The following is a 25,776-nucleotide window of genomic DNA, read 5'->3' on the forward strand; positions in this document are numbered from 1 at the left end:
AAAGACTGGAGATCTGAAGGCCGGAGATCTGAAGGTCAAAGATCTCAAAGCTGGAGGTCTAAGCGCTGGAAATTGCAAAGATAGAAATTGCAAGGCTAGATATCGCAAGGCCATAGGTTAAGAGACTGATCGACCAAACGATCGCACCAACCGTAACAGATCAGGCAATCGGGGTCGAGCCATCTGCAATCCTTGGCCACAACCCGTTTGTGTTCAAAAGTGGGGAACGGGGTTGCTCCAAAACCGTCCATCACAATCATGCTTTGGCGGAAGCTGTCGCTCTAGCGCTTGCATTGCTCAAAACGGGCGATCGCCAGGGCTGTCAGGTCGGCCAATCCCGGGCCTTGGTGGGTACTGGCCGCATTGGGTAGGCTACCGGGCGGAGGCAGGGGTGCGGGAGCCTCCTGGGCCGCCCACTCCTGGGCTAGGCTCGTGGGAGCGGCTATGGTGGCCAGACGAGATTGGGTGCGCAATCCCAACTGACCGTCGCTATAGTCGCTCCAGAGGCGATCGACTTCCAGCAGCAAATCACAGTCCGTCTGCATCAGGCTGTCCACCTGAGCATTAGGAGCCAAAATTTGCCAAGTCAAGACATTGGCCGTTTGCCAATGGCCGCTGGCCAACTGCTCCGCAAGACGGCTGAGGGTCTCGTTGCGAGGCCGCATGACCACCAAGGCCGCAGCCCCGGCCCAAAGCAGGATCGCAATGACCGATAAACGCTTGAAATTCACGGCCGATGTCATGACTGTTCCCGGTTGCCCCTCCATTGCGCCAGGACAATTGGCTGCCTCAGCGGTTGTTAGTGTAGTGGCCGCTGGGCTTGGGTAAGTTGACACGAGTGAATGATGCTGGGGGCTGTTTAACAACATAAGAAGCTCGTCTGCGAGAGAGCCTTGAGCGATCGCTGCTGCTGAGGCTAAGCAACCAATCCCTTCTGTTTATTCATTCTGAGGAAAAATCAGACTATCCGAATAATCTGGCATTCATTTTTGAACCATTTGAATACAGACTTTTCACATTGGAGAAAATTGCTTGATGTCCTTATCATTACCGATTCCTGACTGGTTTGAGGGCGATCGCGTTGGCGAAGTTTGGCGTGTACCCTATGCCCAACTGGCCACCGCAGCTCAACAATGGGCGAAGGCACATCAAATTACACCGGCACAGGAGGATTCGCGACGGATTGCCCTGTTAATGATTGATGTGCAAAATACGTTCTGCATCCCTGATTTTGAGTTGTTCGTGGGCGGGCGATCGGGGCAAGGGGCAGTCGAAGATAATGTCCGCCTATGTCAATTTATTTACCGAAATTTGAGCTTCCTCACGGAACTCATCCCCACATTGGACACCCATGGAATGGCTCAGATTTTCCATCCGATCTTTTGGGTCGATGCCGCAGGAAACCATCCTGCCCCCTTGACTAACATTGAGTGGGAAGCGGTCAAAACCGGCCGTTGGCGACCCAATCCCCAATTACAAGCCAGTTTCCAGCTTCTGCCTGATTCCCTTGGCCAAGGGGCATCGCCCGATCGCTCTCCAGAAGCCGGGAAGGTACATGGCAACTTGGCCACCTACGCCGCCCACTACACCAAAACCCTGGAAGATTTAGGTAAATATCCCCTGACCATTTGGCCCTACCATTCCATGCTGGGTGGTATTGGTCATGCAATGGTTTCGGCCGTTGAAGCCGCCTGTTTCACCCATGCCATTGCACGGCAAATTTCAACACGATTTGAGCTAAAAGGTGGTCATCCCCTAACGGAAAACTATTCGATTCTCAGCCCTGAAATTCTGAGTGATGAACATCAACAACCGATCGCCCAAAAGAATCAGGCTTTGATTCAGCATCTTTTTGAATTTGACGCGGTGATTATTGCCGGGCAAGCAAAGAGTCATTGTGTGGCTTGGACAGTGGCTGACTTTTTGCGGGAGATTCAAACGCAAAAGCCGGAATTTGTCGATCGAGTCTATTTGCTGGAAGATTGCATGTCGCCCGTGGTGGTTCCTGGGGTAATTGACTTCACGGAATTGGCCGATCAAACCTTCCAGGACTTTGCTTCAGCGGGAATGCATTTGGTGCGGTCTACGGATTCGATCGAGCAATGGCCAATGTTTAATCGCTAATCCCCAAAGGCGAAAAATTCAATCCGAGAACCTGCGCTGAAGTCATTTCGACAAAATGGTAAACTAGAAATAGTTTTTCCAAAAAAAGCTCATTCAACTCGCGCTTCTGCCCATGACTGTTCCCACCTCTGCCCTGCCGGAATCCTTGGCTAAATTAGTTCAGCGATTTTCCCGAGTTACCAATCCTAAGCAAGGTTACGAGCAACTCATCTGGTTTTCGAAGCGGCTTCCTGAGCTAGATGAAGCAGATCGTAGCCCTGAAAATAAGGTTCATGGCTGCACTTCGCAGGTGTATGTGGCTTCAGCACTCACCGATGGCAAAGTTTGGTATCGGGGAGATTCTGATTCACAACTGGTGAAAGGCTTGGTGGCATTTTTAGTGGAAGGATTGAATGGTCTAGCGCCGGATGTGATCATTGCTTTGAAGCCAGATTTCATTCAACAAACAAAACTCAATGCTAGCCTGACTCCTTCGCGGGCTAACGGGTTTTTCAATATTTTCAAAAAGATGCAAGATCAGGCGCGATCGCTTCAGTCAGAGTCCCCTGCGGATTTGAATGCTTTGGGTTCATTGTCCTCCCCGCCGAATCTTGAACCTAATCATGAAGCGCCTGAAAAGGTGACTGATTGAACTGTTGATGAACGCTCAATGATTCAAACATGATGATGCAAACAAAGTGGGAATGCAAACAAAGTGGTGATGCAAACACGGTAACGCAAACGCAATGAACCAAGCGCGATGAATCAAGTGCAATGAACCAGACGCGATGACTCAAACGGCTGCCTATATTTATCATGACCCCATTTTGGAATCGGTGACAGAGCCGATCGATTGGGAAATTGATGTGCAAAACCTGTATGTGGACTTGGGCGATCGGCAGGCGTTGGGGCAGCTCATGCAGTTGGTGAATCAGGGAGCAATTCACACGCTTCTCATCCGACAAATTCGCGACTTGGGCGACTCGATCGATTCCATTCTCCATGTTTTGAATCAGTTAGAACATGCCAAAGTGGCGCTGCGGGTGATGCAGGGTGACCTCCCCAAGGGAACCGATCCTAACTGGATTCAACAGTTGCAATGGCTTCAGGAACTGAACCAAGACCAGCACCGACAGGCCATTCAAAAAGGCCATGCTCGTAATCGGTTAGCAGCCTTGCCTCCGCCGGGGCGTGCTCCCTTTGGCTATCGACGGGGCAAAGATCGGTATGTGATCGATCGAGCGGCGGCCAGTATCGTAAAAGATTTTTTTGAAAACTTTTTGCTCTACGGTTCCTTGCGAGGAGCCGTGCGGTTTATTAACCAAAAACATCAAAAGAAAATTTCAATTTCAACGGGTCGTAATTGGCTAACCAATCCTGCTTATCGAGGCGATCTAGCCTATAAAAATGGTGATGTGATTTTGAATACGCACCCCCCGCTGGTGTCTCGCGAAGAAGCGGCCCAGGTCGATCGGCTCTTGCGACGTAATCAGACCTTAGCTCCCAAAACGGCCAGCGCCGCGCGTTCCTTGGCGGGGTTAGTGAGCTGTGCCCAATGCCAAGCAAAATTAGCCATAACTTCCACGCGATCGCGGGGATCCAAAACCCCCAACTATCTTTACTTGCGCCCCAATCCTTGCGGAAAAGGCCCATCAGCCCCCGATCGATGCCCATTAGCGGACTATAACCAGGTTCTGAAGAAAACAATTCAGCGCATTTGTCGAGAATTGCCACAACGAGTGAGTCAAGCGCAGTTGCCCAATATTGAGCAATTAAAGTCCCAAATTCAACAACAACTTCAAGCCCAGGAAGCACGCCTAGCCCAGCTTATTCAGCTTAAGGAAAATGGAATTTTAGATGAAAATACATTGCAAATTCGTTCCTATCAAATTCGGGTCGAAATGGGAACTTTGCAAGATCGGCTCTCGCAATTACCCCCTGCCAGCTTATCGATGATTTCCCGATCGGTGTCAATTCCAGAATTTTGGCAAGATCTATCCGAAGCCGAACGACGTTTTTACTTTCGCGAATTCCTGAAAGGCATCTGGCTAACTTATTCAGCCAAGGGAAAGGGAGAACCGACTTGGCGGGTGCACTCTCTGGATTTTGTTTTTTAAGATATTTTAAAAAATACAGCCTTTACCTAGAATTATTGGCACGCCATATTGCAGATGCCATGAAGCAACGGTTTGGTGGGCAATGCCCACCTTACGGGCAACTGTGCTTAGTAATCGGGGTAAGGGCTGTATTTAAAATCCGGGCTGACGATTAAGGGCATTTTGAAAAATCAAACATTGATATTTTTCTGGTTTCATTGATGAGTGAAAGCAGAGAACTTTCGTCTTTTTTCTATGATTGATTTTCAAGAGAACCTATAAATCTAAAACAGATTTTGAATAGTCTTAGTGTTTTTGGTGGCTACTAATTGGGGGTTTACGCTGCAATTTAAACTGACTTCAAAATCAAATCTTAAATAAATTTTGCGTATTTTTACTTTCTCGTAAAATAAATTGCCCATCTCCACAACCTATAAATCGCTGTCTATAATGTCGCTTATGGGGCAATCTGATCACAGCTTAAAAGCTGATTGTTCAGGCTTTTGATTAGGCTTGAGCTTTAATATTCAATGGCAGTACTAGTGCTTTAGGCGGATCTATGTTTACGTTTTTTCTAATGCTATTGATTGGTGGTGGTGCAGCCTTTGCTGCTTTGAAAAGTGATAATTTACCCGTCCCATTGCCTATTCGATGGGCCGTACGGGGCGGTGGTGGCTTTGTGGCAGTTTTTGTGGCGCTCTATGTCATTAGTCGTTTCGTTGCAAATGTGCCGACGGGAAGCGTTGGTGTGCGCGATTCCTTGGGTAATGTGGAAGAGAGTCCATTGTTGCCCGGGTTGCATTTCAACACACCTTTCTCGCGAGTGGTGATGTTTTCGACACGCTTAAAAAATATTCAAGAAGGTATTGAAGCAACATCCCAAGAAGGTTTGATTTTTGATTTGAATGTTAGCCTCCAATATCGGATTGATCCGCGAAAAGTGTCGCAAGTTTATCGAACCATTGGCACTAGTGAATCAGAAATTGTCGTGTCTCGATTTCGGGCAATTGTTCGCTCAATTACTGCATTACATCCAGCCGAGTCTATTTATTCAACCAAGCGGACAATGATCGCTGAAGAAATGCGCCGACAACTGGCACAACAACTGGAGCCTTTGGGATTTGTGGTGGAAGCGGCTCTGTTGCGAGAAGTGAAACTGCCGGAAACTGTTCAAGCAGCAATTCAACAGAAATTGAAAATCGAGCAAGAAAGCAAGCAAATGGAATTTGTACTGTCAAAAACTCGTCAAGAGGCACAACGAAAACAAATTGAAGCCCAGGCGATCGCCAACTACAATCGAACGGTTGCTCAGGGCTTGACCAATCAGGTCATTCAATTGAAGCAAATTGAAGCCATGCAAAGTCTAGCGGAATCCAAAAATACAAAGGTAATCATTACCAATGGCAATTCACCGATTTTGGTTTCTCCAGGTGGTAATTAGTGCAACGCCAAGAAATCTGTAATTGATTGCTGTTGAGCTGACTCAGTTTGATCGAGCAATCTCTTGAATTGAGTCATGGATTGCGCTAAATCAATTTGCTGAAAAGCTGTGACCCAAAATTACCTATAATCTTGAGACTCTATTGATTAAACATCTGAATTGGCGACGCAAATGTCGGAACCCACCATGGCAGCGGATGAGCGCCACCTCGATCGCCCATTGAATTCAACTTCAGAAGGTGCGGATTTTACGCCTAAGCTGATTGTGATTGTGGGGCCAACAGCTTCGGGCAAGTCTGCCTTAGCGATCGAGCTAGCGCGGTCTTTAAACTCCGTGATCTTGGGAGCAGATTCTCGCCAAATTTATCGCAATTTTGATATTGGAACTGCTAAGCCATCGTTGAGTGATCGCGCGGTGGTTCCCCACGAGTTAATTGATATTTGTGATCCAGTTGAGGTCTTCACGGTTGCTGAATTTCAGACCCAGGCAAATCAACTGATTAATCATTATCATCAACGTCAAATAATTCCCCTATTGGTTGGAGGAACCGGACTTTATATTAAGTCTGTGGTTCGAGGGTTACGCATTCCCCAAGTGCCACCCCAGCCAACCTTGCGATCGCAATTAGAGCAACTGACTCGCCTCGATCGCCGCCAACTTTTGTTGACTGTTGATCCTGTTTCTGCCCAGCAAATCCATGAGCGTGATGATGTGCGAACCATCCGAGCACTGGAAGTTTTTTACGCCACAGGTCAGCCGATTTCTAGCTTGCAAGGGGAAGCTCCCCCCGCTTATCCAATTTTGCAGATTGGTCTAGACTGCCTCGGTACTAAAAGTTTGGATGGCCTAATTGCTAACTCGCGATCGACTACCGATTCAAACGATTCAAAGAGGGCGATCGAACAACCCGATCGTTCCCAAATTCATCCTCAAAATTCTTCTCGTAAGCTACCTAGAAAGCACGGAAAAGAAAAATCAGCCCCAGATGAAAATGATCGGTTATGGCAACGAATTCAACAGCGCACTCGCTCGATGTTTGAGCAAGGGTTTGTGGAGGAGGTTCACCAGTTAGTGGAACTTTACGGTCAAGAGTTGCCCCTATTTCAAACCTTAGGCTATCGCGAAGTGTTGCAAGCAATGAATGGCGAAATAACTTGGACAGAAGCAGAACAGTTAACCGCTGTTCATACTCGCCAATTTGCAAAACGGCAGCGAACTTGGTTTCGGGCAGACCCTAACATTCATTGGTTGGATGCCGATCACCCAAGACTCTTAGAGATGGCTCTAGAATTGGTGCAAAACTTCTTGAGTAATAGTAACAAATCTGATCAAAATTTTTGATTGAGCTGATGTAAAAATAGACTAAAAATGACAAGATGCTCCATCAAATCAACCAAAATTGACTAAGAATCAACCAAGGCTTAACCGAGAATCATATCAATAGCTAATCAAATTTCTGAATTTTTCTTAGGAAGACGATAGCCTTGGTTCTTGAGAAATGGTGTAAGTGGTTTGGATAATTCCTTCAATGTTATTACTTCGATCCAGACTAGTACAGTCAAGGGAACCTGGTGCAAGATGATTGGCTTCTGGATTTTGAGATTCCGGAAGCTCGCTCCAATTTTGAGGTAAAGAAATATGGAAAGTGCTGCCCTTTCCTAGTTCACTGGTAACCCAAATTTGTCCGCCATGCTGCTCCACAATCCGACGACAAAGGGTTAGGCTAACACCCAGTCCGCCGCGCGATCGGGAGTCGGAGGAGTCCACTTGATAGAAGGGTTCAAAGATTTGCTCTAGGTCTGTGGGAGGAATGCCGCAGCCATGGTCAGTGATATGAAAAATCACATCCTGCGGCGAAAGGGTGACCGCAAATCCTAAGACTGAGCCAGGGGATGAAAACTTGATTGCATTATCTAAAATGCGATCGAACAAATCTAAAATGGCATCGGGATCCGCCCAAACAGTTAGATCGTTGGGAATTGAATAAGTAATGGATAAATTTTGAGCTTGTAATCGATTGACCACGCGATCGTAGGCTCGATTGGCCAAATCTTGAACCCAACAGCGTTGTTTGGCCAGGCTTTCGGTAGAGGCTAAATCGGCCAATCGTAACACCACATCAATCGCTTGCCCCAGCCGTTCTGCACTTCGCAGGGCCACCGCAATTAATTGTTGTCCTTGCATGGATTGCAAATCACAACGCCCCGTGGCCAAAAGCTTAATTGCACCCTGCAAAGAGCTGAAGGGGGTGCGTAACTCGTGGCTCACGATCGAGACAAATTCATCCTTCATTCGTTCGATCGCCTTGTATTGGGTAATGTTGCGACACATCAGCCGCACACCATCACCCAACTTGCAGGCATCCACCCGAAACCAACTGTTCAATCGCCGATCGAACACCTCGCGCGATTGGTTGGCTTCCTCCGTCACCACCGGCAGCAACCAGGTAAATAACTCTTGGCTGGCCCTTGCCGCCTGCTCCACTTCCGACTCGCCCATCACCACCGGCTCCGCGCTAAACGGCACGGCCGCCCGTGCTCCCGGATCCGTGCCATGGGCCAGCAAACTACGCTGGGCCAGCACCGCCGCCGAGCAGCCCGTTGCCCGCTCCGCCGCCGGATTCACCAACCGCCACTGGAAATTCACCACCCGATCCCGGTCATCCCGCATCACCTGCAACACCGCGATCGCGTCCGGCGACAGGTTCAGCACATCCATCAAAAATGACTGGGAATCCGCTAGCCGCAACTCCGCCTGTTTCCGTTCGATCGCATAGCGCATCGATCGCACCAACAGCGTGGGCGAAATTTCCCCCTTAATTAAGTAGTCTTGGGCCCCCAACCGCAGGGCATCAACCCCCGCTTGCTCATCACCCGTTGCCGTCAACACCACCACGGGAATCGTAGGTTGGGCGGCCTGAAGTTGGCGCAGCGTCCCCAGCCCCACCGAATCCGGTAACGACAAATCCAGCAACGTCACATCAAAACGCTGCTGTCGAATGCAAACCAGCGCCTCTGCCAAGGTGCCCACCGCCACCAGATCAACCCCCGACAGCAAAAACTCCGCCTTCCGCAGCATGAGTTGCACAAGGCGAACGTCGATCGGGCTGTCTTCAACCAGCAACACTCGGGGCGAAAACAGCGAGGACGATTGGTTGAGCAAGGGATTGCCCTGAGATGCAGAATCAGAAAACGTCATACGCCCGACTGTTTGGGCCTGGTACAGCACTTGCAGAGCCACATAAGTTGCACAGAAGCAGCAGACAACATCGCTACCCGAAAAACTTTTGAATTTTAACTGCGATCGACAGGCTCTCTAGTTCATCTTATGCGTTCCCCTGAATTGTCCCCATCGTTTATTGCCTGACCCGCAATCCGATTCGTGATGAGAGCCACCCGATTCGCAATCGCCGAACCCTGGTTTCACCTTTCTTTCAGATTCAATTTTATTTGCAGAGGGAGATGAGATGCACCTGATCAGAGACGGATTTGAGCGTCTCCTGTCACCCAGCCACAGAGAATTGATTCGGTATTAACAGAGAATTTAACAAAAATCTGATGAATGAAGCAGTTAAATCAAGCACTTTGGTCTGGAGGATAGAGGTAGCTCCAAATAACAAATCGCTCCATGGCAATGTTTGAATTGCAACGGGATCGCGACATGACCATCAAGCCTTCAACTACACCCGCAATTACGACAGTGCAACCGCCATCGTTTATACCATCATTACGCGAAATTCCGTGTTAGTCATCAGGGAAATACTTCGCACGGGGCCCTTGTCGCGACCTGTTATGGGCAGGTCACCCTCAATTTCCCCAAGCAACGGGCGGCTTGTAGAACTTATCCGGTCTTCCCCTCCATTACAGCATTTGAACCCTCCCGCCGCTCGGGATTTGTTCGATCGCCCTGAAGTTCACCATCATCCGCCCCGATCGCTAGTTCAATTACCATCAGTCCATCCCAAAATAGTTTGATTTTTAAATCTCCTTAAATAAATCACTTATAATAAATCCCGTCAGGTATCTAATCGGATGTTTGGCTAATTCTGATCCGTCAGGATCTTGTCTGTATGTTGCTCGCGCTTGGGTCGCAAAATTTGTTCAACAACCTTGGAAACTATCTTGAAAACTATTTGTCATGTAAATTGATCATTATTAAAAGAACTTAACTTGAATTTTTATTCCAAGCATCCCTTTAAATTTGCAACATCAGATCACGATTTTTGATTTGTATCAGCTCTTAGCTCATTCTTGTCAGAAAACTTGCCCAGGATCAAAACTTGATGGAGTGCTATCAATTCATTCTTGATTGATTTTGAGTACGTCCGCTTTTGTGAGCTTTTTCCAAAAAAGATTGAAAATCATATCTTTTCAAGAAATTTTTAACAATAAATATCAAAACAAAGTTTGAAAAATCGCAAAAATATTCAAAATAATTTCATGTTCTGAATCAAACATTGATCGAAATTGCTTGATAAAGGTAAAGAGAACTTGAGGTGTTCAGTTAATCTAAAAAATGCCTCATATACCTATGAAATTTTGTGCAATTCTCGACTTTTTCACCTTTTCTGCCTAGTCTGGCATTGAACAGCGGTGGATCCACGATACCTACTAGAGCGAGTTTGGATAATGTTTCTCATTTCTGACTCAGAGTTATCGCCCAGGGCGATCGACTTACCCGAACCAAACCCATTCGATTCCCCTTCCCCCGCTCTTGCAACGGCCTCCTTGCCCGCCCACGCACCCGCTAACCTACCCGCTAATTTGTCTGCAAATTTGCCCCCAAATTTGCCCCAAAGTTTACCCACAAGCAATCACCTCAATGCCAAAGATCATCTGAAAACTACCGCTAACACAAACAGCAATACCAACATCAACACCAACAGCAACACCAGCGTTTCTCTGGGGTACGAATTGCGGGCTTCCCTCGCCTCAATTCACGGGGCCCTGCGACTGCTCACCAGGGATCAAGACTCGGTGACCGACCCCAACGCACGGCGGCTGTTGCGAATTGCCATGTCTAACACGCATCGGTTGCTGAGTTTGGCCGTTGCGATCGAGGGCGAAACCCAACAACCCAACGTCCTGACAACCGCCGCGATCGAACGCCTAAGGCTGGCCAACGAACTGCAAGGGGCGGCTGAGCGGGGAGAATTTGTGCTGGTTTACCAACCTGTGATTTGCTTGGGCAGCGGGCGCACCGTGGGTTTGGAAGCGTTGGTGCGCTGGGAACATCCCTCCCGAGGATTGATGCAGCCCAATAGTTTCATCGCGATCGCCGAAAGTAGCGGTTTCATTGCTGAATTGGGCCTGTGGGCCATTCGGGAAGCCTGCACCCAGCTTCGTCACTGGCAGCGAACGGGGATGATTGACTCAAATCTGTGGGTTAGCGTGAACCTCTCCCCCTGCCAACTGTTGGAACCGAACCTGCTGGGGCAGTGCGAAGCCATCTTGCGCGAAACGGAATTACCCCCCCATTGCTTGCACCTGGAGCTAACGGAATCCGTTGCTTTGGACTTGGGCATGGATGTACTGGCAATTTTGCAAGGATTCCGGCAACTGGGCATTGCGATCTATGTGGATGACTTCGGCACGGGCTATTCCTCCTTGGCCCGACTCCATGAGTTCCCGATCGATGCGCTGAAGATTGATCGCTCATTCATCCTGCGGGAGCAGTGGGAAATCGTGCGCATGATTGCCCTCCTGGCCGAGCACCTGGGAATTCAAATTGTGGCCGAGGGGATTGAGTCGGTACACCACCTGCACACACTCCAAGGCTTGGGGTGTCAGATGGCCCAAGGATTTTTAATCTCGCGCCCTTTGGATGCGTCGGCGGTGGTCAGCTTCATCCAAGACATAGACTCCTAAAAAATCGCGATTTGATGAATTGAGTCCCTCAGTAGCTCATTTAACGATCAACACATGTAACCAGATTTGCCCAAAAACCGAATAACCAGCAGCGGCTACTGATCCATGGGGGCATTCTTTAGCTGTTGCTGGCAAGTTCACCAGTTACAAATTCACGGATTATGAGTTTATCATTCGCGGCTGTCGGCTTGGAGGCATAAACACAGCCCCAGCAGCTATTACAAACCTAATTATTGAAACTGTGCACTAGATCACATCCACGATCGTCACTTAGCTCCTAATATAGCTACCGTTTATGGAATTGGTGTTCAGCCCTGCTGTAACGATGAAGGTGCAACTATTGTCTAACGCATCACTCTCTGATTGGGCATTATTGCTCTCTATGATCTTCACTACCGGGCTACTTCCCAATCTCTTAAGAGTTTTGCATCAAGTCTGAACACCAACCGAGTCACTGCTCAGCCGAGAGATTAATCCAGAATTCAAGCCGAAAACTCTATTGGACAAGAGTCAAAATTGGTTTGAATTCAGTATTAACACTTAATGATCGAGAGTTGAAATGATCGCTCTTGGCATAAACCTGGCTGAGTCATAGGCTCCGTAGCTGATGGGTGTTAATTGTCACATGCTGGCGTTCAATTAGTTGAACGATCGATCATCCTTTCCGAGTTTTTCACAATTTTTTCCTAAAATTTTGTGCGTAACTTGGGGGTGTTCCTGCCAAATTGACCATGCTTCTAATCAACTCTAAATGAGGAGATGAAGTTGATTAATGAATGCCTGAAAATGCCTAAAAATGCCTGAAAACCATGTAATCATTTACCAAATCTTAAAGAATGGGAATGCAAATCAACTACTGAGTTAGTTTCAAGATTGATCGTAAGAGTAAATCCATTAGCTGTAAATAAGCTCTGAGAAATTCTGAGAAATTCTGGAATTGCTCTGGCGATTGATAGACCAAGAGGGATGCGCATTACTGAAATCACCTAAGATCTTCAGTTGCCTTTCCCCGGATGCAAGTCACTTCTATGAACACAGGCGCAGTTGCGAGGCACGCTATGTCAAACCAAGTTGTCGGTCTGCTATCCCTCGCGCGGGCCATCGCCCAGGTGAACCACAATCAGGTGTCTGGAACATTGATGGTTCGGCAGGGCCAAATCCATTGGCGGCTGGAGTTTCATCAGGGCAAGTTGGTTTGCACTACAGGCAGCGATCATCGGGTGCGGCGTTGGCGGCGTGCTCTGATGGGGCAACAGATTGAGCCGGCGGAATTAACGACGGGACAGCCTCCGACTTCTTACGATCCTTGGGAATATGCGCTGTTGAGTCGGGCGGTGATGGCAGGCCGGCTAGATAGCGGTAAGGCGGAGCAGGTGTTGGCGGCGCTGACCCTGGAGGCGCTGACGCAAATTGCGACCGATACGGCGATTCGGGTGACTTGGGAGGCACGATCGAACCGGTTGCTAGACTGTGCGGCGGTTGGTTCGGGACTGCATTTGCCGGGCGATCGCCTGCAACAATTACTGAAAGATGCGCGGGACTTGAGCCAACTGTTGCCGAGCGACCGGCCGGCCCAAGCTTGGATCGATCGGGGGCTGTCGTTGGATGCCGGCATTGAGCTGGATGATAGCCGTCAGCACACTACCCTGAGCTTGCAACCGCTGTTTAATGGCCGGCGCACCTTTTGGGATTTGGCCCTGAAGTTAAACCAATCCCCTGCCATGACGGCTCGGATGCTGGGTTACTTTTTTCGGCAGCAGTTGCTGACCTTTCAGGTGTTGCCGGATTTGGAGTTTCACCCCATGCTCTCATCCACGGGTTCCGCAGCGGGTTCCGCCACCCCGGCGACTAAAGCCGAACCGCCTTTGGTGGTTTGCATTGATGACAGCATGGTGGTGCTGCAACGGCTGGAACGAATTGTGACCCAGGCGGGCTATCGGTTCTGTGGAATGCGGGATTCGGTGCAAGCGCTGACGCAGTTGATTGAGCTAAAGCCGGATTTGATCCTGCTGGATGTGGTGATGCCGGTGGTGAATGGCTACGAGATTTGTGCGCAAATTCGCCGGGTGAAGGCCCTGGAGCATACCCCGATCGTGATTTTGACCGGGCACGATGGCACGATCGATCGGGTACGGGCCAAGTTGGCGCGGGCTTCCGAGTTTCTCTCGAAGGTTTCGGATAGTGGGCGAATTCTGGCGACGTTGGAACGGCACTTGCCGAGCCATAATTCCACCCGCCCACATCCACCCCATCCAGATCCGTCCCTGTCCGGTCGCACTGCCAATGGGCAAGATCAGGGGGCTGGCTTCAACCTGAATCCACCCCCCAGCGCGTTCAAGTCTGCTTTGGCCTGAGAGAATCTTGAAGAGGATGGCGAAAAAGCCAAACTTGCATCAGCCCCATAGACCAATCTTCATGCCAGATCCATCCCAGCCAGATCCATCGCAGTATGAATCCGGCGGGTGAGCAGTTTCTGTTGCGCCCGAATTTGCCAAGATGCGCCCAAAGTGGCTCCTCGATGTTGTTGCTGGGGGTAGTTGCTGGGAGTATGATTCCGGCATCGGTGGCCGTCAGGATTAGTGATCAGTGAGCGATCGACTAGCCATTCATGAAACCTCATGAGCCATCAGCCGTCATTCAACAAGTCATTTAACGCCCGTCCCTTGTCTCATCATCTGCCCCATCATTTGATTTTGTATAGCAAGCCCGGTTGCCATCTCTGTGAGGGATTGCAGGAAAAGTTGGAAATGGTGAACCTGTCGAGCGATCTGCGCCTCACGATCGAGCTGCGGGACATTACCACCAACGATCGCTGGTTTGCCGCGTTTCAATACGAAATTCCGGTGTTGCGTTGGCTGGCGGATGGGGAATCTGAATTGCCGATTCCGCGGCCGTCGCCCCGCTGTTCGGTGGTTCAGCTCGAACAACACCTCCGGAAAGCCTTTGCCACAATTGAGCCATCCTAGGAGAGGCAACCGCCCATGGAACCCATGACTTTGCGCGAACTGCTGGCCAGCGTCTCCACAGAACTGGTGATTCTCGACCATCCGGCACTCGATCGCCCAGTGAAGGGGCTGACGACCAATTCCCAGGCTTGCCAACCGGGCGACCTGTTCATTGGTCTGCCGGGGACTCGGGTTGATGGCGGTGAATTTTGGCCCAATGCGATCGAGTCGGGGGCGATCGCGGCGGTGGTGTCGCCGGCCATTGCAGCCGCCCAACCAATCCAGCCGGCCGGGCCCTGCCTGATTGGGGCCATGGACGTGGTGGGGGCTTGCGCAGATTTGGCGGCGGCGTTCCATGGCCACCCAACCCAGCAGTTGCAATTGGTGGGGGTGACGGGTACCAATGGCAAAACTACCACCACTCAGTTGATTGAGTTTTTATTAAAAACGGCCGATCGCCCCACGGCACTGCTGGGCACGTTGGTGGTGCGTTGGCCGGGCTTTGAGCAAACGGCGATTCATACCACGCCCTTTGCGGTGGAGTTGCAGGAACAGTTGGCCAATGCCCGATCGGCCGGGGCGGACTATGCCGTGATGGAAGTTAGCTCCCATGCCCTGGCCCAACGACGGGTGCAAGGTTGTGAATTTCAGGTGGCGGTTTTCACCAACCTGACGCAGGATCACCTGGACTTCCACAACACGATGGAAGAGTATTTTGCGGCGAAGGCCCTGCTCTTCCAGCCCAATTATTTGCGAGGCCGGGCGATCGTCAACTTTGATGATCCCTATGGAGCGGCCCTCGCAGCTCAGCTCGATCATGATCGTTGCTGGTGCTATAGCATTGACGACTCCGAAGCCGATTTTTATCTGAGTGATTTGAGCTATGGCCTCGATGGGGTCAGCGGCACGCTGCACACGCCGGCTGGCGCGATCGCGTTTCGATCGCCCCTCGTGGGTCAATTCAACCTGCAAAACTGGCTGGCCGCCGCCGCCACCGGGTTGCACTTGGGTTTGGATCTCTCGGCCATGGTGCAGGCCCTGGCCCAGTTCCCCGGTGTACCCGGTCGAATGCAGCTAGTCCAAGTGACCGATGGGCCCTTGCCCCAGGACATTAGCGCGATCGTGGACTATGCCCACACGCCCGACAGCTTGGACAATGCCCTGCGGGCGGCCCGTCCGTTTGTGCAAGGGCGCTTGATTTGTGTGTTTGGTTGTGGGGGCGATCGCGATCGCACCAAACGGCCCATCATGGGCGGCATTGCGGCCCAGGAGTCCGACTGGGCGATCGTCACTTCCGACAACCCCCGCACCGAAAATCCCCAGCGAATTTTGAATGATGTGGTGGCCGGGATTCCTGTCGCTGCGAACTACACCGTGGAGGGCGATCGCGCCAAGGCCATCCAACGGGCCATCCTGGAAGCCCAACCCGGCGACTGCGTCTTAATTGCGGGCAAAGGCCACGAAGACTACCAAATCCTAGGTACCGAAAAAGTGCATTTTGACGATCGGGAACAGGCCGAAGCAGCCCTGCGCCTGCGATTGCAAGCAACCATGGCAATTAATGCAAATTAATGCAAGTTGCAGCAGGTTGAAGCGTCTGGATCGGACTCCATGGGATTCAGCGATCGAAAAATCAGGGGCGCATCCCAAGCTCCGACCCCGCCCGCCCGCGATCCATGGGTCAGGTCTGTTAAAAACTGTTAAATCTCATCCCGGAGCGCCCCCGTTTGGATTTGCCCATGATTCTGTGGAAGATTGATACCGTTTCTGCGAAGTTGCGTGAGATTCCTGTTAGTTGAAGATGACCCAGCCATTTCCCACACGCTCGGCGCAGCCCTGGCGGAGCAGTTCTATGTAGTGGATGTGGCTGAGGATGGGCAAGAGGGACTGGACTACACCCGATCGTTTACCTATGACCTGATTATTCTGGATGTGACCCTGCCCCGGCTGGATGGCCTGAGTCTTTGTCGCCATCTGCGGCGGGAAAAGTATACGGGCCCCATCTTGCTGTTGACCGCCAAGGGCGAAACCGAAGACAAGGTAAAGGGTCTAGATGCCGGGGCCGATGATTATGTGGTCAAGCCTTGCACCGTCCAAGAACTGATGGCGCGGGTGCGGGCCCTGTTGCGCCGCCAGCGATCGACCGATGCGCCCGTGTTGGAATGGGGCCCCCTGCGTTTGGATCCGAGCGCCGGTCAAGTGACCTATAGCAATCGCCCCATCAACCTCAGCCCCAAGGAATACAGCCTCCTGGAATTGTTTTTGCGCCATCCCCGGCGGTTATTTTCCCGCAACGCCATCCTCGAGCACCTGTGGTCTGTGGGCGATTTTCCCGGTGAAGAAACCGTCAAAGCCCACATCAAAGGCGTGCGGCGTAAGTTGGCCCTGGTGGGAGCGCGGGATCTCATTGAAACGGTTTATGGCATGGGCTACCGGCTGCGGCCCGGGAGCGCTCAGGTACCGGAACCCCAGGATGGGGATGTGTCCCTGCGGTTACGATCGGCGCTCGATCGCGCCTGGGAACGCTTTGAAGGGATGATCTATGAGCGACTGGAATCCCTGGAGCGAGTAACAGCAGGCATTGGGGCCGATCGCCTCTGCGAAGCCGATCGCCTGCGGGCCCTGGAAGATGCCCATAAACTAATCGGCTCCTTGGGGCCGTTTGGCTTAGTGCGTGGTTCCCAACTGGCCCGCGCCATTGAAGAACAGCTACAACAACTGCAACCCTACGCCCAGGATCCCCACAGCCCTCCTGACCCCAACAGCTTTGGTTTCGCCGCCAATTCGGCCGCCACGAGTCCAACGGCCACCAATCGCCACAGCGTCCTGCAACTGGCCCACCAAACCCTGATTTCCCTGGTGGGTGACCTGCGCCGCGAAATTCAAAGCCGCCAGCAAATCGAACACAATCGCCTACGGCTGGTTTATTTGGGTAATAACAGCCGCTGGTCTCAGGCCCTGGCCGCCGCCATCGCCCAAGAAGGGGCCCTGATTGACCTGGCGCTGCCCAGTTCTCCCACCACTTGGCTCACACAACCTGCCACCGCCTTGCCCAGTGTGGTAATTATGGATTGGAGCGATTCGGAGCGGGCCGATTTTCTGGCGGTATTGCCCAGCTTGCGCCAGCGCCAACCATCCCTGATCACGATCGCCCTGATGGAGCAGTTTGACCCCAATGATCTGCTGCAATTTGCGAACGAAGGCTGGGACACCGATTGGGCAGTCGATCGCCCGATCACGCCCCTGATCCAAGCCCTCAGTCAGTACCAAACCGAACAACGCATTGGGGGCAATCTGCGAATTCTGGCCATTGGCCTGTCTAACAACGCCAACAACCTGGTAAGGCGCTGTTGCCAGCAACAACAATGGACGCTGGCCGCCGTTTCCCAACCCCAACGAGTCAGCGCCAGCATGGCAGCCAGCCGGCCGGATCTCATTTTGCTGGCGGCCGATAGCAGTCCCTGGGGAGGCGTTTTATGGACGAGGGCCCTCCGCAGCGAGGGATTTGGCGGGCGGCGAATCCCGGTGATTGTTTTTGCCTCCGAAGCCTCGCCCCAAACCCTCGATCGACTCTACCAAGCCGGGGCAACTGCCTGTATCCTAGAGCTTCCAAGTGCTGAGGAATTGGCGGATAGTTTGCGACAGCAGCTCATCCGAGCCAGTCGATCAGAATTGTTCAATGGCCGAGCCACCAAACCAATCAGTAAATATTAATTGGCTTTAATTGGCTTTAATTGGCTTGATGAACTGGAATAATTAACTGGAATGAATTAGATTCATGGGCTTGACTCAACTTAACTGAATTTAACCCATTCAATCAACTGGTTGTACTCAATTAATCAATCGGTAAATTGAGCTAATGAACTCGATCAACTCAATTTGATTAAATTCATTAATTTGATTCATTAGTTGAATGACTTGGTTAAATTAATCGATTGAGTTTGTTCGGTGAAACTGATAACCCAATTAATTAAACTGATGAACAAGGCTGATGGTGCTGCTGGCACTCCCTAAGCCAGTTAGACTGCTTGACTGAATCCGATGGCACTTGATTGAATTCCTGGACTGGCCATGGCTCTTGGGTGCATACGAAAAAAGTCCACAATTCATATTTTCTGCAATTTTTCCGCAATTCATATTTTCCTCTCCATCTCCCATGACTAAACAAGTGCTTGTTATTGATGATGAACCAGACATGCGAGAAATTGCGCGCATTGGCCTGGAGGTTTGTAATGGCTGGCAGGTATTGTTGGCGGCTTCCGGTGCTGAAGGAATTGCCATGGCTGCGGCCCAACAACCTGACGCAATTTTGTTGGATGTGATGATGCCACAAATGGATGGCACGGCAACCTTGGAAGCATTGCAAAAAAATCCCTCCACCAGTCATATTCCTGTCATTTTGTTGACCGCCAAGGTGCAAGCGGCCGATCGCCAACGCTATGCCCATTTGAAGGCGGCCGCAGTGGTTACCAAGCCATTTGATCCCTTGGTGTTGGGAGATTCCATTTGTCAGATTTTGGGCTGGTCTTCCTGATAATTTCTAATACGGCCTTTACCTAAAATAATCGGCACGTCATATCGTAAATGCCATGAAGCAACGGTTCGGTGGGCACTGCCCACCCTACGGGCGACTACGGGCAACTGTACTTAGTAATTAAGGCAAGGGCTGCAATTCGGTTGAAATAATCAGGATCTAATTGGATCCAGCGGCTCGATTTCTAATTCAAAGGTCATGTGGGCCGAGGCCGATCGCCCGCGAAACGTGCCCGGCATGGGGGCCGTGTTTTGAGGAAAAGCGCTGGCAGCCAGGGGAATATGCCGATCGGCCGTGACCAGCCCTTGGGTGGGGTCATAGCCTCGCCACCCAGCCCCCGGCAAAAAGACTTCAACCCAGGCGTGCAGGTGCTTTTCGGGCAATTTGGGGTCACCCGCCTCATAGCCGCTGACAAACCGCACCGCCAGGCCCACCACCCGGCAAACCTCCATAAACAACACCGACAAATCACGACAGGAGCCAGTTTTGCGCCGCCAAGTCATGCCCGGTGGCATTGGGTCACCGGTTTCTCGCTGCTGATAGCAACAGTGGTTATAGACCGTTTGGTTCAAGTCGCCCAAAAAGTCCAGGGTGTTGCCATGGTTTTTGTAAAGCAACCCTTGGGCCAACTCCCAAATGGCGGGATCGAGTCGATCGCCCCCCAACCGTTGATCGCTCAGGTAAGGTCGCACTTGGGCCAGCGTTGAGGCGGGATAGTCAAAGGGGAGCGACAGGGCCCAAGGTTCCAGCAAAAAGTTAAACGGGTTCGATCGCAGGGTTTCCACAATGCTGGTGGCCTTCACATGCAAGGACTCTACCAGATCTCGGTTAAACCAACTTTGAATGACCGTGTTGCCTTCCAGGTCAAAAATATCGGCTAAACCCAGGGGGTGCGGTGACACCTGAAGCTGAAAATCGTGCAAGACCTGGGATCCATCGCAGCGGGGCCGCAATCGCAGGGTGTGGGGGCCAAGTTCGACGGGTTGGCTATAGGTGTAATGAATTGCGTGATGGATGCGATAGCGCATGGCCCGGCCTAACGAACGATGGGGATTCCATGGCCATTTTAAGGAAGTCGCCCTTGGAAGTGGGTTTTCCGAGGCGGCTCACGATCGCGCCGATCGCCCCCGACGTTTGGCCGGGCGACTTCGGGGCGATCGAGCAGTGGATTCACCCCTGGCCGCCGAGGCTGGCTGGGAAGATTGGGCGATCGCCCGCAGGCTGGCTAGTTCCGTTGCGGTCAGGAAGCGCCACTGGCCCGGCTCCAACCCCGCCAAGGTGAGCGACCCGATCGCCACTCGCACCAAGCGCAAGGTGGGATGGCCCACGGCCGCCGTCATCCGTCGCACCTGGCGATTGCGGCCTTCGGTGAGGGTTAACTCCAACCAGGCGGTGGGCACGGATTTCCGGAACCGAATGGGCGGATTGCGAGGCGGCAGGGTTGGCTCCTCGGGCAACAGACGCACCTGAGCGGGGCGGGTTCGGTAGTCTTGAATGGTCACGCCCCGTTGCAGTTGGGCAATCGCCTGATCCGAGGGAATCTGTTCCACCTGGGCCCAGTAGGTGCGGGGATGGCCCCAGCGGGGATCGCTTAACCGGTGTTGCAGCGGCCCATCGTCTGATAGCAGCATTAACCCTTCGCTGTCCCAATCCAACCGCCCGATCGGGTAGATCTCCGGCACATCAATAAAGTCCTTCAGGGTGGCCTTGCCCTCGGAGGGGCTAAATTGGCTCATCACCTGAAAGGGCTTATAAAACAGGACGTAGCGGGCCATGGTCGGGCGGAAAAAAGGGGCAAGGGGCAGCGCGGTGTTGCAGTGCGGTGTTTTAGTATTGGCTGCCCGATCGCCGGTGGTGAACCGCCGTGACTCCTGTGGTGTCGAGCACTTTGCCGCTGTTGGCAGTGGCATAAACCACCCAGTGATCGCCACATTCCATGCGACTGCGCACGGTGCATTCCAGAAAAGCCAGAGCATCGGTTAACACCGGGCAACCATTGCTGGCGGTTTCCACCTGTAACCCCTCGAACCGATCGGCCCCTGGCGGGAAGTTTTTCATGAAGTGCCGCCGCAGTTGTTTGCCTTCCGCCAACACGTTCAGGACAAACTGCGAACCCTCATGCATCAGGGACTCGATCGCCCGTTCCTTGGCCACGGCGATCGTCACCCCCGGTGGCTTGAAGGTGGCTTGGGAGACCCAGGAGGCCAGCATGGCGGTTTGCACATCATCCTGGCTGGCGGTGACCACACACAGGGAACCCACCACGCGCCCAACGGCCTGGGCCGTGCGATCGGCCGTACCGGCGGCCGGTTTGGGAGCGCGGCGCTTGTTGGCCCGTTGCAGGGCCTGGGCAAAGTCCGTGCCCGCCTCTTCGCACTGTTGCAAGACCGCTTGGGTGGGGGCAAATTTGACTCGAATCGTGGGCATGGCAAATTGGTAGCCCCCGTCCTGGAGTTTGTTTTCCAACAGGTCGATCGCCTCGCCGCTCCAACCAAAAGAGCCGAACACCCCGGCGGGTTTGCTCTTGTCAGCACTGTTCAGGACAATGCCCAGGGCCGTTTGGATTTGGGTGGGAGCATGGCCGCCCAAGGTGGGGGAGCCGATGATGAAACCGGCGCATTTCTCGATCGCCCCTTTAATTTCCTCTGGATCCAAATATTCACAGTTGATCGACTCCACCGCCACGCCGGCCTTGGTGATGCCTCGGGCAATGCTTTGGGCCACGGCGGCCGTGTTGCCATAGGCCGAGGCGAAAATCAGGGCCACGGAAAGTTCCTTTTCTGTCTGCTGTTGCGTCCAGTGGCGATAGGCGTGGCGCAGTTCCGCAAAGCCATAGCGCACGATCGGCCCGTGGCCCGGCGCGTAGGTGGCGGCGGGCAGGTCGTCTAATTTATCGAGGGCGGTGCTGACCTGTTTGGGCTGGGAAGCGTGCAAGCAGTCATAATAAAACCGTCGATCGTCCTCGTAGATCTGCCAGCCCTCATCAAAAATCTGATCGCCGCAAACATGGGCCCCGTAAAGCTTGTCGGTGAAGGCAATTTGGCTGGCGGGGTCGTAGGTAACCATGCCATCGGGCCAACGGGGCGTTGGAATCGGGATGAATTTCAGCAGGTGGCCTTGGCCCAGGTCAAAGGTTTCTTCACTACGCACCACCTCGATCGTCAAGTCCCGATCGGGAAAGAGCGATCGCAGGGTGATGGCCGCCGGGTTGGAGCAAATGAAGCGGGGGGGCTGGCTGGCTTCCAGGAGTCTTTCAATGGTGGCGGCCCGGTTGGCGTTCAGGTGACCCAAAATAACGTAGTCGATCGCCCGATCGCCCAACCGCTGCGCCAATTTGTTCAAAAATACATCGGTGAAGGTTTGCCCCGGCGGGTCAATCAGGGCCACCTGATCGCCTTGAATCAGATAGGCATTGGCGGTAGTGCCTTTTTTGAGGGAATATTCAATCTCAAATTTCAGGCGTTCCCAGGTGCGCGATCGCAACACGGTGGTGCCAGGGCCGATCGGCATCACTTGCACGTCGCGGGGTTTGGCCGTTGGGGGGGTTGCTGTGGCGATCGTCATTGCTGTGGCTCCGTGGTTCAAGCCTGATCCCTATAGTTGCCATCCTAGCGGGATCGTGGGCGCAATCAACGGGCGATCGCTTTGCAAAATGTAATCGGCTGGTTAATCAAATCTGAGAGGGGAGCTGAACAGAGCCTTGAAGTCTTGGCCCAGCACCCCTGGTTTTGGGCGCAAGGGGCTGAAGCCCCTTGTCTTTGCGGATCGGGAGGGATCGGGAGGAATCGGGAGGATCGCCGGTTCTAGCCCATACCCAGCAATTTTTTAATCAGGCCGACCTTTTGGGCATAGGGGGCATAGCGCCAATCTAAATCGAGCCAAGTGGCCTTTTTCAAAACGCTGCGATGGTGCGAGAAGGTGTCAAAGCTGGCCTTGCCGTGATAGCTGCCGATGCCGCTGTCGCCCACCCCGCCAAAGGGCAGCGACGGACAACCCACATGCATCACCGTTTCATTGATGCAAGCGCCGCCGGAACTGGTGCGATCGAGCAAGTAGCGTTGGGTTTGGGTATTTTCCGAAAACACATACAGCGCCAGGGGTTTGGGGCGGCTGTTCACTTGGGCGATCGCCTGATCCAGTTGGTCGTAGGGCAACACCGGCAGAATGGGCCCAAAGATTTCATCGGCCATCACGGGGCTGTCCCAATCCACATCGGTGAGGATGGTGGGGGCAATGTAGCGATCGGCCCGGTTGTGTTGGCCGCCCAAGAACGGTTTCCCAGACTCCAGCAACGCAGCCAGGCGATCGAACTGGCGATCGTTAATAATTCGCCCAAAATCCCCACTCTGGGCCGGATCGGTTCCATAAAATGCCGTGACCGCCCCGCGCAATTGGGCCAGCAACTCCGGCATCACCGCCCGATCGACCAAAAGATAATCCGGTGCGATGCAAGTTTGGCCAGCGTTGAGAAATTTACCCCAAGCGATCCGCTTCGCCGCGATCGCCAAATTGGCATCCGCCGTCACAAAGCAAGGACTCTTGCCCCCCAACTCCAGGGTGACCGGCGTGAGGTGCTGGGCCGCCGCTGCCATCACAATGCGCCCAATGGCCGTCCCACCCGTGAAGAAAATATGGTCAAACTTGTTGGCCAACAGGGCTTGGCTGGTGGCAGCATCCCCTTCAAACACCGCCACAAAAGCCGGGTCAAAGGTTTCCCGAATCAGGGTTGCCACCACTGCCGCCGTGGCCGGAGCCACTTCCGAGGGTTTCACGATCGCGCAATTTCCCGCCGCGATCGCCCCCACCAACGGTGAAATCGCCAAAGAAAAAGGATAGTTCCAGGGGCCAATAATCAGCGCCACCCCCAGGGGTTGCGGTTCAATCCAAGCGGAACCCGGCCATTGATCGATCGACAACTTGACCTTTTGGGGCTTGGCCCATTGGGTTAAATTTTTCAGGGCCCCGTCAACTTCTGCGATCGAAGCCAATTCAAAATAGGCCTCATATTCCGGTCGGCCCAAGTCCTGTTGCACCGCTGCCACGATCGCGTCCTGCTTGGCCTGAATCGCTTGGCGCAGCTTGGTTAATTGGTCGCGCCGAAATTCCAAATCGCGGGTGCGGCCGGTGGCAAAAAACTGTCGTTGGCGATCGAGGGTTTCCCGAATTTGGGTCTCAAGATCCCAATGAGCCGAATTGGTCGGTTGCGTGGCGATCACCATAGCTGTTGATTAACCCTTGAATTAACCCTCGAATGACTCGAAAGGGAGTTGTCCCGCAAGTGTGCGCTAATCACTAATCTACTGAAAAATTCTGATTCCAGCTTCGGAACGGTAAGCAGGATCTAGCATCCGTTCAGTCAAGCTCAATGGGCACTGGAAGGCTGGTTTTTTCAACCGATCTGCCCCAGGCAAGGGAATCAAGCACCTTGTCTTCGATCGCGCGATGATGGAATTAGGCACTTGGACAGATGCTCAGCAGCATTAGCTAGCCTTAGGCCGTGTCGTCAAATCGTCCGAAACCTTGATTCCGCCGTTGGCAGATCGTGGGGGACAAGGGGCTTAAGCCCCTTGTTACAACGACTGGGATACGGAAAATCAATCATTTCCGCCTGATCCTAGGAAATGACGACAGGCCTTAGGCCGAGGTGGGCAAATCTTGCACAAAATCGAGGGTGAAAGCCTTGCGATAATCAAGTGTTTTGGGATAGACCCCATACTCAACCATGTTTTCAAAAAATTCCTGCCAGCGGGCTTCGGTCATGTAGCCAATGCCATTAGTAATCGCATCGCCCGAAAGCACAATGCCATATTCCTTGAGCTTCCCGAGACCATAGGTCAAGCGATCGTCTGTCATTTCCGGATAGTCTTTTTTAATCAAGGCATTGCCAGGCGCTGGATCGGCTAAATAGCTATACCAACCCTTGGCAGAAGCCTGCACAAAACGTTTCACCACATCGGGCTTTTCGGCAATCATTTGGGATGTGGTGTCGATGGTGGTGGCGTATGGTTTATAACCCACATCAGCCAGCAGAAAAACACTGGGTTTGAAGCCGCCTTCTTTCTCGATGGTGTAGGGTTCTGAGGTGACAAATCCCTGTTGAGCGGAAGTTTTATCAGCCAAAAAGGGTGCGGGGTTAAAGTTATAAACCCGGCGCTGACTATCCGTAAATCCGTATTTTTTAGCCAACAGTCCCCAAAAATCTGAAACGGCTTGGGGCGTGACAAACAGGGGCTTGCCCTTCAGTTCCGACAAATCTTTTACACCGGGATGGGCCACAATGCAGCGGGGATCCTTTTGGAAATAGGCGGCGACGGTGATTTTGGGAACGCCTTCTGCGACGGCATTCAGGGCGATCGTGCTGTTGCTCATGGCAAAGTCCACCACTTTCCCAAACAGCAGTTGTGTGCCCGTGGCCGCCTGGGGGCCGCCCATCCGAATTTTTACATCCAGGCCATATTCCTGATAAATGCCGGTGGCCAGGGCTTGGTAAAAGCCGCCATGTTCCGCTTGGGCAACCCAGTCTGTGGCGAGGGTGACCCGATCAAGGCCCTTTTCACCGGTTGGGCTGGGTTCGCTGCTGGTGTTGTTGCCACAGGCGGTGACCAAGCCGGAACCGAGGGCGATCGCCCCGTATTGCAGCAACCGACGACGGGTGAAGGCGGAATCGTTCAACGGAGACATAGGGTTAATTGTCGGGAAAATTGAGGATTTTGAGTTCAACGGCTCGATCGGTCAGCCCTGATTAGCCCTGCCCCTTGAATTCTAAACTTCCCATGCCTTGCGCCGTCAT

General features: G+C 52.5%; 18 protein-coding genes. 11 read left to right on the forward strand and 7 right to left on the reverse strand.

What is annotated here, in order from left to right; all coding sequences use genetic code 11:
* Positions 1-281 precede the first annotated feature (281 nt).
* Positions 282-743 (reverse strand): hypothetical protein, encoded by a 462-nt coding sequence (locus H6F46_RS15630; RefSeq protein ID WP_190355625.1) that lies wholly within the window; start codon positions 741-743, stop codon positions 282-284.
* 292 nt (positions 744-1,035) lie between these two features.
* On the opposite strand from H6F46_RS15630, the gene H6F46_RS15635 reads away from it, so the two are divergent.
* The 5 genes from H6F46_RS15635 to miaA all read left to right on the forward strand — a co-directional run bounded on the left by H6F46_RS15635 (position 1,036) and on the right by miaA (position 6,981).
* On the forward strand, positions 1,036-2,124 hold the full coding sequence (locus H6F46_RS15635; RefSeq protein WP_190355626.1) for an isochorismatase: 1,089 nt from the start codon (positions 1,036-1,038) through the stop codon (positions 2,122-2,124).
* 112 nt (positions 2,125-2,236) lie between these two features.
* The gene (locus H6F46_RS15640) at positions 2,237-2,755 is read left to right on the forward strand and encodes a SufE family protein (RefSeq protein WP_190355627.1); all 519 of its coding nucleotides are present in this window, start codon (positions 2,237-2,239) and stop codon (positions 2,753-2,755) included.
* Positions 2,756-2,891: 136 nt separating this feature from the next.
* Positions 2,892-4,220 (forward strand): recombinase family protein, encoded by a 1,329-nt coding sequence (locus tag H6F46_RS15645; protein WP_190355628.1) that lies wholly within the window; start codon positions 2,892-2,894, stop codon positions 4,218-4,220.
* A 538-nt stretch (positions 4,221-4,758) separates the two neighbouring features.
* Positions 4,759-5,640, forward strand: coding sequence for a prohibitin family protein (locus H6F46_RS15650; RefSeq protein ID WP_190355629.1), 882 nt, complete (start codon positions 4,759-4,761; stop codon positions 5,638-5,640).
* Between the two features lie 159 nt (positions 5,641-5,799).
* Positions 5,800-6,981: a tRNA (adenosine(37)-N6)-dimethylallyltransferase MiaA gene (gene miaA / locus H6F46_RS15655; protein ID WP_190355630.1), complete on the forward strand. Its 1,182-nt coding sequence runs from the start codon at positions 5,800-5,802 to the stop codon at positions 6,979-6,981.
* 126 nt (positions 6,982-7,107) lie between these two features.
* Here the strand turns inward: miaA and H6F46_RS19615 are convergent, their stop codons facing one another.
* Positions 7,108-8,838: an ATP-binding protein gene (locus H6F46_RS19615; protein ID WP_099534958.1), complete on the reverse strand. Its 1,731-nt coding sequence runs from the start codon at positions 8,836-8,838 to the stop codon at positions 7,108-7,110.
* Positions 8,839-10,268: 1,430 nt separating this feature from the next.
* On the opposite strand from H6F46_RS19615, the gene H6F46_RS15665 reads away from it, so the two are divergent.
* The 6 genes from H6F46_RS15665 to H6F46_RS15690 all read left to right on the forward strand — a co-directional run bounded on the left by H6F46_RS15665 (position 10,269) and on the right by H6F46_RS15690 (position 18,986).
* Complete coding sequence (locus tag H6F46_RS15665; RefSeq protein WP_190355631.1) at positions 10,269-11,507, forward strand: EAL domain-containing protein; 1,239 nt, start codon at positions 10,269-10,271, stop codon at positions 11,505-11,507.
* 1,058 nt (positions 11,508-12,565) lie between these two features.
* Positions 12,566-13,861 (forward strand): response regulator, encoded by a 1,296-nt coding sequence (locus H6F46_RS15670; RefSeq protein ID WP_190355632.1) that lies wholly within the window; start codon positions 12,566-12,568, stop codon positions 13,859-13,861.
* A gap of 309 nt (positions 13,862-14,170) precedes the next feature.
* Complete coding sequence (locus H6F46_RS15675) at positions 14,171-14,473, forward strand: glutaredoxin family protein (protein WP_234407082.1); 303 nt, start codon at positions 14,171-14,173, stop codon at positions 14,471-14,473.
* Between the two features lie 24 nt (positions 14,474-14,497).
* Positions 14,498-16,024, forward strand: coding sequence for a UDP-N-acetylmuramoyl-L-alanyl-D-glutamate--2,6-diaminopimelate ligase (locus H6F46_RS15680; RefSeq protein ID WP_190355692.1), 1,527 nt, complete (start codon positions 14,498-14,500; stop codon positions 16,022-16,024).
* 207 nt (positions 16,025-16,231) lie between these two features.
* Complete coding sequence (locus H6F46_RS15685) at positions 16,232-18,166, forward strand: response regulator transcription factor (protein ID WP_190355633.1); 1,935 nt, start codon at positions 16,232-16,234, stop codon at positions 18,164-18,166.
* A 442-nt stretch (positions 18,167-18,608) separates the two neighbouring features.
* Positions 18,609-18,986, forward strand: a complete 378-nt coding sequence (locus H6F46_RS15690; protein ID WP_099534953.1) for a response regulator — start codon at positions 18,609-18,611, stop codon at positions 18,984-18,986.
* Positions 18,987-19,138: 152 nt separating this feature from the next.
* Here the strand turns inward: H6F46_RS15690 and H6F46_RS15695 are convergent, their stop codons facing one another.
* From H6F46_RS15695 to H6F46_RS15715, 5 genes are all read right to left on the reverse strand, one after another.
* Positions 19,139-20,014: a transglutaminase family protein gene (locus H6F46_RS15695; RefSeq protein WP_190355634.1), complete on the reverse strand. Its 876-nt coding sequence runs from the start codon at positions 20,012-20,014 to the stop codon at positions 19,139-19,141.
* Between the two features lie 78 nt (positions 20,015-20,092).
* On the reverse strand, positions 20,093-20,761 hold the full coding sequence (locus H6F46_RS15700) for a pseudouridine synthase (RefSeq protein ID WP_190355635.1): 669 nt from the start codon (positions 20,759-20,761) through the stop codon (positions 20,093-20,095).
* Positions 20,762-20,813: 52 nt separating this feature from the next.
* Positions 20,814-22,550, reverse strand: a complete 1,737-nt coding sequence (locus H6F46_RS15705; RefSeq protein ID WP_190355636.1) for a diflavin flavoprotein — start codon at positions 22,548-22,550, stop codon at positions 20,814-20,816.
* 239 nt (positions 22,551-22,789) lie between these two features.
* A complete protein-coding gene (locus H6F46_RS15710; RefSeq protein ID WP_190355637.1) occupies positions 22,790-24,205 on the reverse strand; it encodes an aldehyde dehydrogenase in 1,416 nt (471 codons plus the stop codon).
* 415 nt (positions 24,206-24,620) lie between these two features.
* Positions 24,621-25,667, reverse strand: a complete 1,047-nt coding sequence (locus H6F46_RS15715; RefSeq protein ID WP_099534947.1) for an ABC transporter substrate-binding protein — start codon at positions 25,665-25,667, stop codon at positions 24,621-24,623.
* Positions 25,668-25,776 lie beyond the last annotated feature (109 nt).

Source organism: Limnothrix sp. FACHB-1083, from assembly GCF_014696485.1.
Taxonomy (GTDB): Bacteria; Cyanobacteriota; Cyanobacteriia; order CACIAM-69d; family CACIAM-69d; genus CACIAM-69d.